General features: G+C 73.6%; 14 protein-coding genes and 1 tRNA gene. 12 read left to right on the top strand and 3 right to left on the bottom strand.

All coding sequences use genetic code 11. The features are described 5' to 3' along the window. The 7 genes from ACIHAA_RS06680 (at position 1) to ACIHAA_RS06650 (ending at position 6,497) form a co-directional block, all read left to right on the top strand. Positions 1 to 954 carry a phosphatase PAP2 family protein gene (locus ACIHAA_RS06680; RefSeq protein ID WP_399813911.1) on the top strand — a complete coding sequence of 318 codons (954 nt, stop codon included), beginning with the start codon at positions 1 to 3 and terminating at the stop codon, positions 952 to 954. Then, positions 905 to 2,050 (top strand): hypothetical protein, encoded by a 1,146-nt coding sequence (locus tag ACIHAA_RS06675; RefSeq protein WP_399813909.1) that lies wholly within the window; start codon positions 905 to 907, stop codon positions 2,048 to 2,050. The genes ACIHAA_RS06680 and ACIHAA_RS06675 overlap by 50 nt, the downstream gene beginning before the upstream one ends. Further along, positions 2,041 to 3,675: a hypothetical protein gene (locus ACIHAA_RS06670; RefSeq protein WP_399813907.1), complete on the top strand. Its 1,635-nt coding sequence runs from the start codon at positions 2,041 to 2,043 to the stop codon at positions 3,673 to 3,675. Before ACIHAA_RS06675 ends, ACIHAA_RS06670 begins: the two co-directional genes overlap by 10 nt. A gap of 14 nt (positions 3,676 to 3,689) precedes the next feature. Continuing rightward, entirely contained in the window at positions 3,690 to 5,024 is a 1,335-nt protein-coding gene (locus ACIHAA_RS06665; protein WP_399814518.1) for an AAA domain-containing protein, read from the top strand. A gap of 245 nt (positions 5,025 to 5,269) precedes the next feature. After that, positions 5,270 to 5,635, top strand: a complete 366-nt coding sequence (locus tag ACIHAA_RS06660) for a hypothetical protein (RefSeq protein ID WP_399813906.1) — start codon at positions 5,270 to 5,272, stop codon at positions 5,633 to 5,635. Positions 5,636 to 5,827: 192 nt separating this feature from the next. Next, positions 5,828 to 6,433, top strand: coding sequence for a bifunctional DNA primase/polymerase (locus tag ACIHAA_RS06655; protein WP_399813904.1), 606 nt, complete (start codon positions 5,828 to 5,830; stop codon positions 6,431 to 6,433). After that, positions 6,424 to 6,497: transfer RNA gene (locus ACIHAA_RS06650), tRNA-Lys, on the top strand. Before ACIHAA_RS06655 ends, ACIHAA_RS06650 begins: the two co-directional genes overlap by 10 nt. 72 nt (positions 6,498 to 6,569) lie before the next feature. On the opposite strand, the gene ACIHAA_RS06645 is transcribed toward ACIHAA_RS06650, so the two are convergent. Then, positions 6,570 to 8,126, bottom strand: coding sequence for a M6 family metalloprotease domain-containing protein (locus ACIHAA_RS06645; RefSeq protein ID WP_399813902.1), 1,557 nt, complete (start codon positions 8,124 to 8,126; stop codon positions 6,570 to 6,572). 517 nt (positions 8,127 to 8,643) lie between these two features. Between ACIHAA_RS06645 and ACIHAA_RS06640 the strand changes: the two genes are divergently transcribed. Next, complete coding sequence (locus ACIHAA_RS06640) at positions 8,644 to 10,575, top strand: EAL domain-containing protein (RefSeq protein WP_399813901.1); 1,932 nt, start codon at positions 8,644 to 8,646, stop codon at positions 10,573 to 10,575. A gap of 42 nt (positions 10,576 to 10,617) precedes the next feature. On the opposite strand, the gene ACIHAA_RS06635 is transcribed toward ACIHAA_RS06640, so the two are convergent. Next, on the bottom strand, positions 10,618 to 11,706 hold the full coding sequence (locus tag ACIHAA_RS06635) for an LLM class flavin-dependent oxidoreductase (RefSeq protein ID WP_399814516.1): 1,089 nt from the start codon (positions 11,704 to 11,706) through the stop codon (positions 10,618 to 10,620). A 153-nt stretch (positions 11,707 to 11,859) separates the two neighbouring features. Further along, entirely contained in the window at positions 11,860 to 12,618 is a 759-nt protein-coding gene (locus tag ACIHAA_RS06630; RefSeq protein WP_399813899.1) for a decarboxylase, read from the bottom strand. 328 nt (positions 12,619 to 12,946) lie between these two features. Here ACIHAA_RS06630 and ACIHAA_RS06625 point away from each other — a divergent pair, with 328 nt between their 5' ends. From ACIHAA_RS06625 to ehuD, 4 genes are all read left to right on the top strand, one after another. Then, positions 12,947 to 13,909: a D-2-hydroxyacid dehydrogenase gene (locus tag ACIHAA_RS06625; protein WP_399813898.1), complete on the top strand. Its 963-nt coding sequence runs from the start codon at positions 12,947 to 12,949 to the stop codon at positions 13,907 to 13,909. A gap of 93 nt (positions 13,910 to 14,002) precedes the next feature. Continuing rightward, positions 14,003 to 14,908, top strand: a complete 906-nt coding sequence (gene ehuB / locus ACIHAA_RS06620; RefSeq protein WP_399813897.1) for an ectoine/hydroxyectoine ABC transporter substrate-binding protein EhuB — start codon at positions 14,003 to 14,005, stop codon at positions 14,906 to 14,908. Further along, positions 14,905 to 15,603 carry an ectoine/hydroxyectoine ABC transporter permease subunit EhuC gene (gene ehuC / locus ACIHAA_RS06615; protein WP_399813895.1) on the top strand — a complete coding sequence of 233 codons (699 nt, stop codon included), beginning with the start codon at positions 14,905 to 14,907 and terminating at the stop codon, positions 15,601 to 15,603. The genes ehuB and ehuC overlap by 4 nt, the downstream gene beginning before the upstream one ends. After that, the gene (ehuD, locus tag ACIHAA_RS06610) at positions 15,600 to 16,250 is read left to right on the top strand and encodes an ectoine/hydroxyectoine ABC transporter permease subunit EhuD (RefSeq protein ID WP_399813893.1); all 651 of its coding nucleotides are present in this window, start codon (positions 15,600 to 15,602) and stop codon (positions 16,248 to 16,250) included. Before ehuC ends, ehuD begins: the two co-directional genes overlap by 4 nt. The last annotated feature ends 6 nt before the right edge of the window (positions 16,251 to 16,256 follow it).

Below are 16,256 nucleotides of genomic sequence, written 5' to 3'. Positions count from 1 at the left end.
ATGCCGCAGGCCGAGACACCAGGCACCGGGACGCCCCGGTCGGCCCGGCTGCGGTGGTGGACCGAACTGCCCCTGATCATGGTGGTGTACGCCGCGTACTCGGCCGGCCGGCTGCTGGCCCGGGGCAGCGTCAGCGACGCCGTCGACCACGGTCTGGCGATCCTGCGCCTGGAGAAGCTGCTCCACCTCAACGCCGAGCACCCGCTGAACCGTCTCTTCACCCGCGAGCCCTGGCTCGGCATACCCGCCGACTTCTGGTACGCCTCCCTGCACTACCTGGTGACCCCGGCGCTCCTGGTGTGGATGTTCCGCCGCCGCGCGGAGCACTACCGGGCGGCCCGCACCTGGCTGATGGGGTCCACCTTCATCGGCCTGATCGGCTTCACCCTGTTCCCCACCTGCCCGCCCCGCCTGCTCTCCCCGGGGTACGGCTTCGTCGACACCATGGCCCGGTACAGCACCTACGGCTGGTGGGGCGGCGACGCCAGCGCACCCCGGGGCCTCGGCGGCATGACCAACCAGTACGCGGCGATGCCGAGCCTGCACGTCGGCTGGGCGCTGTGGTGCGGAGTGATGCTCTGGCGCCACGGCCGCAGCCGCTGGGCCAAGGCCGCGGGCGTCGCCTATCCGCTGCTGACCGCGCTCGTGGTGATGGGCACCGCGAACCACTACCTCCTGGACGCGCTCGCGGGCGTCGCCGTCATGGGCGCCGGCTTCCTGCTGGTCCGTCCGCTGATGCGGGCCGCGGACGCGGTCAGGGCCCGGCTGCGGGTCCGTTCCGCTCCCGTCACGGACGCCTCCGGGGCCACGGGTTCCCCGATTGTCAGTGCCGGGTGCCAGACTTCCACGGGTGAGCGGATTCCCCCACAGCGCAACTCCCGCACCGAACCGGGAGCCGAGCCGGGTGCCTCCCCCGCGGACGCGGGCGACGGCGCTCCGGCAGCAACTCGCTGACCTGCGCGGCCCGTCCGTGGCGCCCAAGGCGCTGGACGCGCGCGCCCTCGCCGCGCTCGCCGCGAACCCGGGGTGCAGACGGCGCGCGCTGCTGGACGGCGCGGGGGTGGACAAGGCGGCGCTGGCCGACGGGCTCGGCGCGCCGTCGGGGTTCGGGCAGTCGCAGTTCGCCTTCATGCGGGGCAACGCCTTCGAGGCCCGGGTCAAGGCGGACGGCGGCGCCGAGCTGCTCCGGCTGGTGCACGAGAAGCTGGATCCGGCCGCCCCGCCCCCGGACGGGGCACTGGTGCCCGACCTCGCCGCCGTCGGCCCCGAGGGCCGCACCGCCCGTACGGCGCTGGCGCTGCGCGAGGCTGTCGCGGCGCGCACCTGGGCGCTGCTGGACCATCCGATGCTCGCCCTGGACGTGGCGGGCTCCCCCGCCTTCCTGGAGCCGGACGCGGTGGTCGTCCACCCCGACGGCAGCTGGACCGTCGTGGAGATCAAGTCCTTCCCGCTGCTCGACGGCGCGGCCGACCCGGCGAAGGTCGGCGCCGCGGCCCGCCAGGCCGCGGTCTACGTCCTGGCCCTGGAGGAGGTCGCGGACCGGCTCGGCGCCGAGCCGGACGGGCCCGCCGCCTCCGTGCGCCACCGGGTCCTGCTGGTCTGTCCCAAGGACTTCTCCAATCTGCCCGCCGCCTCCCCCGTCGACGTCCGCAAGCAGCGCGCGGTCACCCGCCGCCAGCTGGCCCGGCTGACGCGCATCGAGGAGATCGCGGAAGCCCTCCCCGAGGGCACCTGCTTCGCGCCCGGGCTGCCGCGCGCGGAGCTGGAGGCCGCCGTCGAGTCGGTCCCGGCGACCTATGCGCCCGAGTGCCTGGCCGCCTGCGAGCTGGCCTTCCACTGCCGCGGACGCGCCCGCGGGGAGGGCGCGGTGACGTCCTACGGCCGTTCGCTCCGCGCCGAGCTGGGCGGCCTCGGCACCGTGGACGACGTCCTGGCCGCCGCGTACGGGACGGCCGGGGATCCCGGTGACCCGGCGGTGGCGGCCCTGCGCCGGGCGGCGCGGCTGCGCGCGGAGGCGCTCGGGAGCCGGGAGGGCGCCGTATGTCGCTGATCGCCACACTGGCCCGGCTGGAGGCCGCCCGGTCCGGGCGGGCCCAGCCCGCCGCCACCGTCCGGCACCGCCATCTGTCCGAGCGGCCCCTCGTCCTGGTCCCGCTGACCACCGCGGGTGAGGCGGGGGCACCGCTGGGCGCGCTCGTCGGCACCGACCGGGACGCGCCCCATCTGCTGGTCGTGGAGCAGCCGCGCGACCGCGATCTGCGGTTCGCGTTCCTCGCCGCGCTCGCCGACATTGTCCTGCCCCAGGTCGACGCGTACGCCGAGGCGGTGGAGGCCGCCGAGCGCACCGAGACCGACCCCGGGACGGGCAAGCGGGTCAAGGTCGAGGCCGAACTGTGCGCGGACGCACCGCAGATCGTCGTGCCGAGCCGGGCGGGCATCGACTTCGTACGGCTTCTCGGCCGCTCGATGCGGTTCCGCCGCACCGCCGAGCAGGACCCGGGGACACCGCATCCGGCGCCGCCGCGGGTGCCGTTGCTCGGCCGCTGGCTCACCCACTACGGGGAGCGGGCCCGGGTGCCCGGATCCTCGCTGCTGCTGGCCCTCACCGAGGTGCTGGCCCGGCACTGGACGACCGGCCAGTCGAGCCTGGAGGACCAGCATCTGGGCGCGCTGCTCGCCTGGATCGATCCGCCGGAGGGCACCCGGGGCGCGGACGCGGCGCTGCGGGCAGAGCTGGCGCGGGACGCGGCGGGCCAGTTGCTGTGCCCGCCCGCCGGGCCCGCCACCGACCCGGCCTTCGACAACAAGCTGCTCGCCCCGGCCATCGAGCGCTACGACCGCGCGCGGGCCCGGCTCGCGGCCGCCGAGGACGGCGTCGAGGCGGACGACCGGTTCGGCGAACTCACCGCGGCCGAGCGGGAGATCCGGGCTTTGGTGGCGAGCCGTACGCTGCCGACCTGGGACGCCGTGTGGCACGGGCTCGATCTGCTGCGGACGCTGCCGGAGGGCGGCCATGTCGTGGAGCGCTGGACCCGCGACCGCTGGTCCTTCACCGGCCACCGGGACCGGGTCGCGGCCGGGGAACCGCCCCAGCCCCGCCACGACGACGCGGTCACGGCGGCGAACAAGCTGGCCACGCGCGAGCGCGAACAGGCCCGGCTGGACGCCCAGGAGGCGCTGGACGACCCGCTGGTGATGGCCGGACGGCGGCTGTCCGGGGAGGCGTTCGCGGGCGAGGTCACGGATGTGGTGATGGCGTACAGCGAGGGCAAGCGGCCGAGCCCCCGCCCGCTGGTCACCGTACGGACCGAGGACCTGCCGCAGCTCGGGGAGCGCGTGAAGGTGTACCGGTCACTGGGCGGAAAGCCGCAGGCGGCCGAGTTCGTGGGGTACGAGGGATCCGACGGGACAGGGGCCGACGGGACCGGGTCCGGGGAGGGCGGGGTCCTGGTGATCCTGCGCATCCTCGACAAGATGGGGCGCGGCAAGGAGCCGGAGGCCGGTTCGGTGCCGGAGAAGGGCGACCGCATCTGCTTCACGCTGTTCGAACATGAGCAGCGCGGCGGGGCGAAGCTGCCCGACCCGGAGGAGACGCCCTGGACCCATGGCGGGCCGCCGGGCGAGGCCGACGGGCCGCACCGGCCCGACCCGGTGACCGAGGAGGACGTGCTGTGACGGTGTTCGCCCGGCTGGACACGGCCTTCGACCCCGGGGCCGCGGCCGCCCTGGCCACCGACGCGATCCTGCGCGACACCCTGCACGGCACGCACCGCGGGATCGTGGTCGACTCACCGCCGGGCGCCGGGAAGTCGACGCTGGTCGTCCGCGCCGCACTCGAACTGGCCGCCGCCGGGCACCCGTTGATGGTCATCGCCCAGACCAACGCCCAGGTGGACGATCTGGTGCTGCGGCTTGCGGAGAAGGAGCCCGGCCTCCCGGTCGGCCGACTGCACAGCAGCGATCCGGACCCCTACGACAAGGCCCTCGACGACCTGCCGAACGTGCGCAAGTCGGCCAAGGCGAAGGATCTGGCGGGCCTGGACGTCGTGATCTCGACCGCCGCCAAGTGGGCGCACGTCAAGGACGTCGAGCCCTGGGGGCATGCGATCGTCGACGAGGCGTACCAGATGCGCTCGGACGCGCTGCTGGCCGTGGCCGGGCTGTTCGAGCGGGCGCTGTTCGTGGGAGATCCGGGCCAGCTGGACCCGTTCGCGATCGTGGGCGCCGAGCAGTGGGCCGGTCTGTCCTACGACCCCTCGGCGTCGGCCGTGTCCACGCTGCTGGCCCACAATCCGGAGCTGCCGCAGCACCGGCTGCCGGTGTCCTGGCGGCTGCCCGCGTCGGCGGCGCCGCTGGTGTCCAGCGCGTTCTACCCGTACACGCCCTTTCGCAGCGGTACGGGGCACGGGGACCGGCGGCTGTCCTTCGGGGTGCCCTCGGACGGCTCGGGCCCCGACCAGGTGATCGACGAGGCGGCTCGGACCGGCTGGGGCCTGCTCGAACTGCCCGCCCGGCACACCCCGCGCACGGACCCGGAGGCGGTGCGGGCGGTGGCGGCGGTCGTACGGCGGCTGCTGGACCGGGGCGGGGCGGCGGAGTCGGAGCGGGCCGCGGAGCCGGTGCCGCTGACCGCCGACCGGATCGCCGTCGGCACGGCGCACCGCGACCAGGCGGCGGCGGTGCGTTCCGCGCTGGCGGACCTCGGGGTGTCAGAGGTGACGGTGGACACGGCCAACCGGCTCCAGGGCCGGGAGTTCGATGTGACGGTGGTGCTGCACCCGCTGTCGGGCAGACCGGACGCCACGGCCTTCCATCTGGAGACCGGGCGGCTGTGCGTGCTGGCCTCCCGCCACCGGCACGCCTGCATCGTGGTGTGCCGGGCGGGGGTGGCGGAGCTGCTGGACGACCATCCCTCGACCGAGCCGGTGCAGCTGGGGGTGACGGTGAAGTTCCCGGACGGCTGGGAGGCCATGATGTCCACCTGGGACCACTGGTCCGAACACCGGGTGCGCTGGCGGCCCTGACCGGCGCCCGCGCGGCCGCCTCCCCGTCCGCCCGTCCGCCCGTCCGCCCGTCCGCCCGTCCGCTCGGGAAACATCGCACGGCCCGGCGGCCTTGAGGGATCCGGAACTGTCGCCGTGCGGGTGGCGCGCGGTGTGCGGGCGGAGCGCTTTCCGTTCGGCCCCGCGCCCTTGCGGCGGCGCGGGACAATGGACGGTGGCCCGTCCCCCCGGGGGGCGCCATCCGAACCGTACGAGGAGGACAAGACATGGCGGAGCCCACGCCGCGTCGGAACGATCCGCGGCTACGCCCCGCGCCCCTGCTCTTCGAGCCCCGCGAGGCGGCCTCCGACCCCGAGCACTTCTTCGACCTGGAGTCGATCGACGACCCCAGGGCGCTGCTCGCCCGTGCGACCGAACTGACACAGGCCTTCCGCGCCGCCGCGGACCGCGCGGCGGAGTACCAGGCGATCGCCGCCGCCCAGCTCGCCGACCCGCGCCGCTTCGACCGGCTCACCCCGGCCGCCATCGCCGAACAGGCCGAGTGGACCGAGGACTACGCGAAGAAGATGGTGGAGTTCGGCCAGGACCTGCTGCGCGGGGCGGAGACCAGCGGCCCGGAGAGCCTGGGCTGAGCCTCCGGGCACCGCCCACCCCGGTCCGGGCGCCGCCCACCCGCAACCGGGCACCGCCCACGCCGATCCGGGCACCGGCCCGAATGATCTTCTGGCATATGCGGCGGCACCCTACCGCGTCCACCGCTCCACCGTCCCGGTTTTCCGCAACTCTCGGGGACGGGCCGCTCACTCCGGGTAGATCTGGTTGCCATGAGCAGCCGTATGCCGTCCACCGACCCCTTCCGCCCGACCTCGGAGGGCGCCGCCTGGCTCGCCTCCGCAGGAACGTATCCGCGCAGCGCGGCGGCCCACTGGGCGGAGCGGCCCGCCGCCCCGGTCGTACTGCCCTGCGGAATCGTCTTCGACGTGGTCAGCGCCCCGGCGATCTTCGGGCGGCGCATGCTCGACCGGCTCTGGGGCGAGGGGCCGGGCTCCGGACCGGTCGCCGAGCACCGGGGGCGGATGCTGCTCTTCACGGCCACCGGAACGGCCCGCCGGCTCCCGGCGCTGCTGGACTGGGAGGAGTGGGGCGGCCGGGCGTCCGCGGCTCCGCCGCTGCTGTGCCACGGCCCCGGGGACGCCGTGACCGTGCCCCCGATCAGCCCCGCAGCCCCTTCGCCCGGCACCCTCGGCCGCCCGGAGTCCCGCTGGCTGGTCGCTCCGGACACCCGCCACCCCTGGCTGCCCGGGCCGGACGTCGTCCTCTGGGCGGCGGTGCGGGCGGCGCGCACCACGGCCTCCGCGGCCGTACGGATATCGATTTTTCCTCCCACCGGCCAGGATGCTAAGGTCTACGACGTCAGCAGGCGCCGCTAGCTCAGTTGGTTAGAGCAGCTGACTCTTAATCAGCGGGTCCGGGGTTCGAGTCCCTGGCGGCGCACAGTGACACGGAGGGTCGTCTTCGAGCAGCAGCTTGAAGACGACCCTCCGTCGTTGTGTTCCACGCCGCTGCTCACTGCCGGGTGATGCGTACCGTCCACCCTCCCGCGGGCGTGCGGTCCTCGACCTCCACGCGGATCCCGTCGCCGGGCACGGTGAAGCTCTCCCCCACGTCCACCGGGGCGTCCGCCAGGGCCGGGTACACCGAGGTGTTCCGGCAGGCGGAGGTGTGCGGATGGGCGTCGAGGACCTCGATCGGGCCACCGCCCGACTCCGTGTCCCCGTGGACCCGGTAGACGAGGACGCCCTGGGTGCAGGTCGAGGTGTCGTTCCCCATGGCGTCGCGCGCCTCCAGGGCGAGCACGCTGTCGGGCCCGGTGCGCACCAGCGCCAGCTTGGTGCCGTGCCCGGACCCGAACGCCTGCACACCCGGCCTGAGCGGCCGCGACCCGGGCGGCCCCGGCGCCCCACTGTCCGAGGGCGGCCCGGCGGCCCCCGTGCCCGCGGGAGGCCCCGCCGCTCCCGTGCCCGTGGGAGGCCCGGCGGTCCCCGTGCCCGCGGGAGGCCCCGCCGCCCCGGTGTCCGTAGGCGGCCCCGCCACCCCCGCACTCCCGACCGGAGGAGCCGACGCCCCGTCATCGTCCGACGCGCCGTCGTCCGCCGGGGACCCCGCGTTCACCGCGACCTCCGGCACCCCCTCCTCCCCCGCCCCCAGCGGTTCCAGGGTCAGCCGTCTGCTCCCCCTGCCCCGCACGCACACCACCTGCCGGTCGTCCAGCCAGCCCAGTTTCCACTTGTGCCAGGCGAAGAGGTCCGGGGCCAGGCCGAACTGGCTGCCCATGAGGTCCCAGTCGCCGACATAGGTGTCCCAGTCGCCCTTGCCGTCCACGGGCCGGTGGTAGAGGTCGGGCAGGTCGAAGACATGTCCGGTCTCATGCGCGAGCACCAGATGGTCCGGCGGATGCTTCTCGAACACGGTGACGACCCGGCGGACATCCGTGCCGTCGGCCTGCAACGGGGTCTCCAGATTGACCACCTTGGTGGCGTCCGAGTCGATGCCGGGCGCGTCCGGGTCGGCGACGAAGTACACGACGTCGTACCGCGAGAAGTCGACCTCCTTGTCGGACACGGCCAGCGCGTCGCGCAGATAGGCGCTGCGGTGGTCGGCGTCCCAGTCGCGCTGCACGGCGTAGGAGACGGAGGGGTGCGGCATCTGGATCCAGTGGTCCAGCGGATGCGGACGCACGGTGAACCGGCCATACGAGGCGCGGTCGAAGAAGCGGCTGGTGGCGGGGAAGTAGTCCGAGGTCAGCTCGGGGGGTGTGGTCGTCGGCAGGGAGTCCGGGAAGGACAGGAAGATCAGGACCGCGTCCAGCGGGTGGGTGGGGCGGGTGTAGTCGGCATTCCAGCTGTCGACGCCCTCCGAGTGGTGGGCCTCGCTGCGGGTGAGTTCGCAGGGCGCCTCCAGGGAGCCGAACAGCGCGGGGCCCGTGACGAGGGAGGTCGCGGCCAGTGCGGTCATGGAGGTGAACGCGGCCACCGATTTGCGCAGGACGGGAGGCCTCCGCCCCAGGGCGCGTCGCCGCAGAGCCTCATGGCTGGGCCCCTTGGTGGGGAGCGGACGCGGCACGTCGACCTCCGGGTGCGGTGGCGAAACGGCGAGCGCGGCGAGCACGGCAAAGCCGCCGAGAACGCCGAGGACGCCGAGAACTCAGCACCCAGCCTTGTCCTACTTGTAGTACTACGCCCTGTTTGTCTGCCCCAGAAGGGTGAGAGGCCGTCAGTCGGGGGAAAGGCCAGAGGGGGACCTCGGTGGCCGGGGGAGGGGCGGTGCGGAGCGGGAGCACACACCGGCGCACAAGCGCCCGGGGGGCCGCCGACATGGGCCGACACCCCGAATACTCACGGAACGTCACAGCCCTCGGGGCCCTGATGGACCGGGGCAAGGTGCGAGCAGAAACGATCTGTCAGAACATGTGCTCGTTCCGGGAGACTGGACAGCGGCTGGAAGGCCCCTGGGCCAACCTCTATGATCGGCACACTTTCCTGCACGAACACGGCTTGTACGGTCGCCCCCTCCGCGGCCGTCGACCCCGACGAGACCCACGAGATCCGTACGAAGAACGAGTGCACTGCGGGAGCGAACGGTGAGCGGAATGTCCGAAGGGCCGGCGCCCGCGGCAGACCTCGTCGGTCCGGCCGTCACAGAACGTAACTCCAGCACGTCATCCGGTACGACCGACCCACCACCCCTCCTCGGGGAGTACCCGCTGCCGCCCCCCGCGGACACGGGGCCCCGGACCCCCCTGCCTCCCGTGGACGCGAGTCCCCGGACCCCCCTGCCCCCCGCGCAACCCCCCTCCTTCGGCGCCGTGTTCGCCGCCGCCCCGCACGCCATGGCGGTCGTCGACCGGCAGGGCCTGGTGGTCACCGCCAACGACACCCTGGGCGAGCTGCTCGGCACCGGCGCCGCCGGGCTGATCGGCCGGGTCGCCGCCGATCTGCTCGACCTGTCCTCCGACGCCCGCACCTGGCACGCCTACCGCGAGGTGCTCCGCGGCCGCCACGCCCGGCTGCGCTGCGCCCGCCGCCTCAAGCACCCCGACGGGCACACGCTCTGGGTGCAGATCACCGTCACCCCGCTGCCCGAGACCGAGCGGTCCGTGCTGCTCTCGGTCGCGGACATCAGCGCCCGCCGTGAACTCCAGTCCCGGCTGCGCCACTTGCAGATGCACGATCCGGTCACCCGGCTGCCCAACCGGGCACTGTTCTTCGAACGGCTGACGGCCGCGCTGGAGGCGGAGTCGTACGAGGAGAGCGGGACCGGCCGGATCGGACTGTGCTACCTGGACCTCGACGGCTTCAAGGCGGTCAACGACACCCTCGGCCACCGCGTCGGCGACCGGCTGCTGGCGGCCGTCGCGGAACGGCTCACCCGCTGCGCGGAGGAGGCGGGCCACGCCCGCGCCACCACTCCCCTGGTGGCCCGGCTCGGCGGGGACGAGTTCGCGCTGCTCGTCGAGGACTCCACCGGCACCGACCAACTGGCCGAGCTGGCCGAGTCGGTGCTCACGGTGCTTCAGGCGCCCTTCGACCTGGCCGGGCAGCGGCTGTCGGTCTCCGCGTCCATCGGCGTGGTGGAACGGCATGCGGCGGGCACCACGGCGACCGGTCTGATGCAGGCGGCCGATACGACGCTGTACTGGGCGAAGGCCGACGGGAAGTCCCGCTGGACCCTCTTCGACCCCGAGCGCAACGCCCACCGGATGACCCGCCAGGCCCTCTCCTCCGGTCTGCGCCCGGCCATCGAGCGGGGCGAATTCGCCCTGGAATACCAGCCGTTGGTGGGCATGGAGGACGGCCGGGTGCGCGGGGTGGAGGCGCTGGTGCGGTGGCACCACCCCCAGTTCGGCACGCTGACGCCGAATCGGTTCATCGGACTGGCGGAGGAGGACGGATCGATTGTGCAGCTCGGGCGCTGGGCGCTGACGACCGCCTGCCGCCAGGCCCGCCGCTGGCAGCTGCAACGCCCCGACGAGCCGCCGCTCTTCGTCAGTGTGAATGTGGCGGTGCGCCAGGTCTGGGACTCCGACCTGGTGGCGGACGTGGCCGGGACCCTCAGGGAGACCGGACTCGCCCCGCATCTCCTCCAGTTGGAGCTGACCGAGTCCGCGGTGATGGGCTCGGCCGGGCGGCCGCTCCAGGCGCTCCAGGCGCTCAGCGACATGGGGGTGCGCATCGCCATCGACGACTTCGGCACCGGCTATTCGAACCTCGCCTATCTCAGCCGGCTGCCGGTGTCCGTGCTGAAGCTGGACGGCTCGTTCGTCCGCGGTTTCCAGTACGAGGGGACGGACACCCATCCCAACCCGGCGGACGAGGTGGTCGTCGAGGCCATGATCCGGCTCGCCCACCGGCTGGGCCTGACCGTCACCGCGGAGTGCGTGGAGACCTCCGCGCAGGCCACCCGGCTGCGCCGGATCGGCTGCGACACCGGGCAGGGCTGGCTGTACTCGCGGCCGGTGCCGCCGGACCGGATCTCGGAACTGGTGGACGCGGAGACCTGCGGCCGCTCCTGACCGGGCGGGTGCCGTCCCGGGCGACGGCATCCGCCGGGCGGCTCAGGAGACCGGCAACCCGTAGGCGTCCGCGATCAGTTCGTACGAACGCAGCCGCAGCTCGCCCCGGTGGGCATGGGTGGTGATCATCAACTCGTCGGCGCCCGTGCGCTTCTGGAGGTCGTCGAGGCCCGTCCGCACCTCGTCCGCGGTGCCGTGGACGACGTTGGCGGACCAGTTCCGGATGAACTCCTCCTCCATCGCCCCGAGTTCGGCCCGCTCGGCCTCCTCAGGATCGGGGAAGAGACCGGGCCGTCCGGTGCGCAGCCGCAGCATGTTCAGGGCGCCCGCCCGCACCTGGCGGCGGGCCTCGCGCTCCTCGTCGGTGGCGAGCGCGCTGACGCCGATCAGGGCGTAGGGGGCGTCGAGGACCGCGGAGGGGCGGAAGGACTCGCGGTAGAGGTCGAGCGCCGGGATGGTGTTCTGGGCCGAGAAATGGTGCGCGAAGGCGAAGGGCAGGCCGAGCATGCCGGACAGGCGGGCGCTGAAGCCGGAGGAGCCCAGCAGCCAGACGGGCGGCCGGTGCGGGGACTGGACGCCGCCCGGGGAGGTGGCCTGGACCGGGCCCGGTATGGCGTGGATCCGGGCGTAGGGGTGGCCGTCGGGGAAGTCGTCGTCGAGGAAGCGGGTCAGTTCGGCGAGCTGCTCGGGGAAGTCGTCGGCGCCCTCGTTCAGCCGGTCGGTGCGGCGCAGGGCGGCGGCGGTGGCGCCGTCGGTGCCCGGCGCACGGCCCAGACCGAGGTCGATACGGCCCGGGGCCATGGCCTCCAGGGTGCCGAACTGCTCCGCGATGACCAGCGGGGCGTGGTTGGGCAGCATGACGCCGCCGGAGCCGAGCCGGATGCGCTCGGTGTGAGCGGCGAGGTGGGCGAGGATCACGGCGGGCGAGGAGGAGGCGACGCCCGGCATGGAGTGGTGCTCGGCGACCCAGTACCGGTGGAAGCCGCGGGACTCCGCGAACCGGGAGAGGGCGACACCGGTGCGCAGGGCGTCGGAGGCGGTACTGCCCGCTCCGACCGTGACCAGGTCCAGTACCGAGAGGGGGACGGGGGCGGTGCCCTGCGCCGTGCCTCGGATCTCGTCCACCGGGATGCCTCCTGCTGTTGTGCGTCGCGTCCTCGCCCACAACAGGAGGCAGTCCCCGGTTATTCCCGCAGCCGGGCACGGGGCCGGACCGGGGCGGCGGACTCACGGGCCCGCAGGTCCCGTCCCGTCACCCCCGGGGCGGCACACCCCGGGCGCCCCTCACACCTGCACGATCGGCTCCCTGGTGAACAGGGAGCCCAGGGTCGGTGCGTTGACCCGGCGGTCGACCAGTCGCAGGGCCTCCCACATGGTGACCTGGTTGGCCGTGAGGACCGGCTTGACCAGCTCCTTCTCCAGGTCCGTGAGGTGGGCGGCGGTGTGCAGAGCGGTGTCGGGGAGCAGCACCGCCTGGGCGTCGGCGTGGTCGCCCGCGCGCGCCAGGGCCAGCACCTCGTCGGCGCCCCAGGTGCTCACCTCGTCGGGGGCCGCGCCCGCGCCGCGTACCGAGACCACCTCCAGGCCCGCCGCCCGGAGGAACCCGGCGAAGAGTTCCGCCACCGCCTCCGGGAAGGGCGCCGCGACCGCCACCCGCGACACCCCTATCTCCTGCACCGCGTGCACAAAGGCGAAGGAGGTGGCGGAGGCCGGCATCCCGGCGGCGACGGCCAGGGCGCGCACCTGCTGATGGGCGCCCTCCCAGCCGTAGACGAAGCTCCCGGCGGTGCATGCCCACACCACCGCCTCGGCGCCGGAGAGCCGCAGCTCCTCCACGCCCGCGGCGAGCCGTCGCGGCACACCGTCCTCCGGGCGCTCGGCCACCGGGGCCATGCCCCTGCGCAGCGCCTCCCTCAGGTGCGCCTCCTCCACATCGTCGGTGTGCACAAGATCCGCCCGGATGTCGCTGCCCAGCAACTGCTCCATGCGCGGGTAGTCGTCCTCGGCGTAGCGGCCCGGGTAGAGGAATCCGAGTGCGGTCATGCCCAACCTTCCTGTTCTTTTGGCAGTACGGGTCCGGGGGCGGCGCCTCCTTTCGGCGGCATTCGGCGAAACCGTGGAACGGACCCACCGCTCGGGTACCCAGGTGGGGCCGGGCCGTTCCCCTCCTCACCCGGTTGGCCGACGGACGTCCGGTCGCGGCGGGCCCCCGGCCGCGCTCGCGCGGGTCCGGGAGCGGAGGGCCCGGACCGGGCGCGGCGACCCTGTTGACGGCGCCGGGACCGGGTGCGACCGTGGTCAATCCGCGCATGTCGGACGCGCCCGGCCCGCCGCCCGGCGGACCGCCGCCGAAGGGAGGACCGGTTCCCCCATGACCGCTCCCCCGCCCGGCCGCCCCACACTCCTCGTCCTGGACGCGGAGCCGCTCCCCCGGCTCGGCGGACTCACCGGACGGGCGCGGATCGAGCACACGGACGCCGCCGGGCTGGGGGCCCGGCTGCCGATCGCCGATGTGCTGCTGGTCTGGGACTTCCCCACGGACGCGGTGCGCGGGGCCTGGCCGGGCGGCGGCCCCCGGCCGCGCTGGGTGCACACGGCGAGCACCCGCGTGGACCATCTGCCGTGTGCCGGGCTCGCCGCCTCCCGCACCGTGCTGACGAACGCACGCGGGATCTTCGAACAGCCCGTGGCCGAGTATGTGGCCGCACTCGTCCTCGCCCTGGCCAAGGACCTGCCCCGGACCCGGGATCTGCAACGGGACCGGGAGTGGCGCCCGCGCGAGGTGGCGCGGGTCGCGGGCACCCGCGCCTGTGTGGTCGGCTCCGGACCGGTGGGACGCGCGATCGCCCGGACGCTGAAGGCACTGGAGGTCACGGTGTCGGTGGTGGGCCGGGTCCCGCTGACCGGCATCCACGGCCCGGACGACCTGGACCGGCTGATCGCCCGCGCCGACTGGGTGATCGCGGCGGCGCCGCTCACCGACCGGACGCGCGGCATGTTCGACGCCCGCCGCTTCGGGGTGATGCAGCCCTCGGCCCGCTTCGTCAATGTCTCCCACGGCGCCCTGGTGGACGAGGAGGCCCTGGCCGCCGCGCTGTCCAAACGCTGGATCGCCGGTGCGGCCCTGGACGTCCTGCGCCAGGAACCGCCGGGCCCGGAAAGCCCGTTGTGGCGGGTCCAGGATCTGCTGCTGTCCCCCCGGATGAGCGGCAGCACGGTCGGCCGCTACGACGAACTCGGCCGCCAGTTCGTCGAGTTGTTCACCCGCTGGGAGGCGGGCAGGCCGCTGCCCAACGTGGTGGACCCGCGGCGCGGCTACGTCCCCGGGTACTGAGCGTCCCGGCCCGCGCCCGGGGACCCGGCCCGGACAGGACCGGCCCGTGAAACGGCCTGAATACCTCGCCCGGTCCTGGGTAGCTGCGCGCCCATGGCCGCACCACGGACGCATCACATACGTAAACCGGTACCCACCAGACGGTCGCTGCTCACCGGGATCGCCGCGGCCGGTGCGCTGGGCGCCGTCGGTTGCAGCCGGGTGGCGGAGGCTTCGGGCAGCGGCGGCGGGGACCCCCTCGGCCGCCTCAGGGCCCAGGGCGTCGTCCGCCTCGGCATCGCGGGGGAGATCCCCTTCGGCTATATCGACAAGGACGGCAAACTCACCGGCGAGGCCCCCGAACTGGCCCGGGTCGTCTTCAAGCGCCTCGGGGTCGACCGGGTGCAGCCCGTGCCGACCGAGTTCGGCTCCCTCATCCCCGGCCTCAACTCGCAGCAGTTCGACGTCGTGTCCGCCGGGATGTACATCACCCCCGACCGCTGCCAGCAGGTCGTCTTCGCCGACCCCGACTACCAGATGCTCGACTCCTTCATCGTGCGCAAGGGCAATCCGCTGGATGTGCACGACTACCGCGACGTGGTGCGCAATAAGGCGAAACTGGCCACCGGCACGGGATACGCGGAGATCCAGTACGCCGTCGGGGCCGGATACAAGCAGAGCGACCTGCTCATCGTCCCGGACCAGGTCGCGGGCCTGAACGCGGTGGAGGCCGGACGCGTCGACGTGTTCGCCGGGACCGCCCTCACCGTCCGCGAGGTCGTCAAGAAGTCCGCCAAGGCGGAGGCCACCAAGCCCTTCACGCCCCTGGTGAACGGCCAACCGCACGTCGACGGGGGCGCCTTCGCCTTCCGCCGCACCGACACCGCGCTGCGGGACGCCTTCAACGCCGAGCTGAAGAAGCTGCGCGCGAGCGACGAACTCTTCCGCATCCTGCGGCCGTTCGGCTTCACCCGGGCCGAGATGACGGACATGACCGCGAAGGAGCTGTGCCGCGGATGACCAGGGGCCTGTGGGAACTCGTACTGAACGGCGTCTGGACCACGGTCCAGCTCCTGGTGCTCGGCGCGCTCCTCGCGACGGCCGTGTCCTTCGCGGTCGGCATCGCCCGCACCCACCGCCGGTGGATCGTCCGGTTCGCCGCCGGTTTCTACACCGAGGTGTTCCGCGGCACCTCCGCCCTGATCATGATCTTCTGGGTGTTCTTCGTGCTGCCGCTCGCCTTCGGCTGGCAGCTGGTGCCCCTGTGGGCGGGCACCCTCGCCCTGGGCCTGACCTACGGGGCCTACGGCGCCGAGATCGTGCGCGGCGCCCTGAACGCGGTCGACCCGGCGCAGCGCGAGGGCGGGATCGCGCTGAGCTTCACCCCCGGGCAGCGGATGCGCAAGATCCTGCTGCCCCAGGCGGTGCCGGAGATGATCCCGCCCTTCTGCAACCTGCTGGTGGAGCTGCTCAAGGGCACCGCGCTGGTCTCCGTCATGGGCATGGGCGACCTGGCCTTCAGCGGCAACCTGGTGCGGCTCGCGCTCCAGGAGAGTGCGCAGATCTACGCGTACATCCTGGTCATCTACTTTGTGATCGCCTTTGTGCTCACCCGGCTGATGCGGGCCCTGGAGCGCCGCCTCAAGGCCGGGGCGGGGAAGGCGCCGCTGCCCGACGCGAGCGTCCGGCAGCCGGTCGGAGGTGGTGTCGCATGACCTGGGACTGGGGCGCCGTCCGCGCCTTCATGCCGCATTTCTGGGACGGCCTGGCCGTCACCCTCCAGGCGCTGGCCCTCGGGTCGCTGCTCTCCTTCGCGCTCGGCCTGGTGTGGGCGCTGCTGATGCGCACGCCGACGCGCTGGGTGCGCTGGCCGGTGGGCATCGTGACCGAGTTCATCCGTGACACCCCGCTGCTGGTGCAGCTGTTCTTCCTCTTCTATGTGCTGCCCGAGTGGGGGATCGCCTTCTCCGCGCTCACCACCGGTGTGGTCGCGATCGGCCTGCACTACTCGACGTACACGATGCAGGTCTACCGGGCCGGTATCGAGGCCGTGCCCGCCGGGCAGTGGGAGGCCGCCACCGCGCTGAGCCTGCCGCTGCGGCGCACCTGGACGGCGGTGATCCTGCCGCAGGCGATCCGCCGGGTCGTACCGGCGCTCGGCAACTATGTGATCGCCATGCTCAAGGACACGCCGATGCTGATGACGATCACCGTCCTCGACATGCTCGGCCAGGCGCGGCTCTTCTCCCAGCAGCACTTCCAGTTCACCGAGCCGCTCACCGTCATCGGTGTGGCCTTCGTCCTGATCTCCTACCCCGCCTCCCTCCTCCTGCGAGCCCTGGAGCGACGCCTTGTCCGCTGACACCCC

Source organism: Streptomyces sp. NPDC052040 (assembly GCF_044548405.1).
GTDB lineage: Bacteria > Actinomycetota > Actinomycetes > Streptomycetales > Streptomycetaceae > Streptomyces.
The sequence above is the reverse complement of the archived record's forward strand: the minus strand, read 5'-3'. Positions and strand labels throughout refer to the sequence as shown.

Bases quoted from the DNA above. Each gene is read 5' to 3' on its own strand.
- ACIHAA_RS06680 (WP_399813911.1), top strand. From the start codon at position 1: ATGCCGCAGGCCGAGACACCAGGCACCGGGACGCCCCGGTCGGCCCGG.
- ACIHAA_RS06670 (WP_399813907.1), top strand. From the start codon at position 2,041: ATGTCGCTGATCGCCACACTGGCCCGGCTGGAGGCCGCCCGGTCCGGG.
- ACIHAA_RS06660 (WP_399813906.1), top strand. From the start codon at position 5,270: ATGGCGGAGCCCACGCCGCGTCGGAACGATCCGCGGCTACGCCCCGCG.
- ACIHAA_RS06655 (WP_399813904.1), top strand. From the start codon at position 5,828: ATGAGCAGCCGTATGCCGTCCACCGACCCCTTCCGCCCGACCTCGGAG.
- ACIHAA_RS06630 (WP_399813899.1), bottom strand. From the start codon at position 12,618: ATGACCGCACTCGGATTCCTCTACCCGGGCCGCTACGCCGAGGACGAC.
- ACIHAA_RS06625 (WP_399813898.1), top strand. From the start codon at position 12,947: ATGACCGCTCCCCCGCCCGGCCGCCCCACACTCCTCGTCCTGGACGCG.
- ehuB (WP_399813897.1), top strand. From the start codon at position 14,003: ATGGCCGCACCACGGACGCATCACATACGTAAACCGGTACCCACCAGA.
- ehuC (WP_399813895.1), top strand. From the start codon at position 14,905: ATGACCAGGGGCCTGTGGGAACTCGTACTGAACGGCGTCTGGACCACG.
- ehuD (WP_399813893.1), top strand. From the start codon at position 15,600: ATGACCTGGGACTGGGGCGCCGTCCGCGCCTTCATGCCGCATTTCTGG.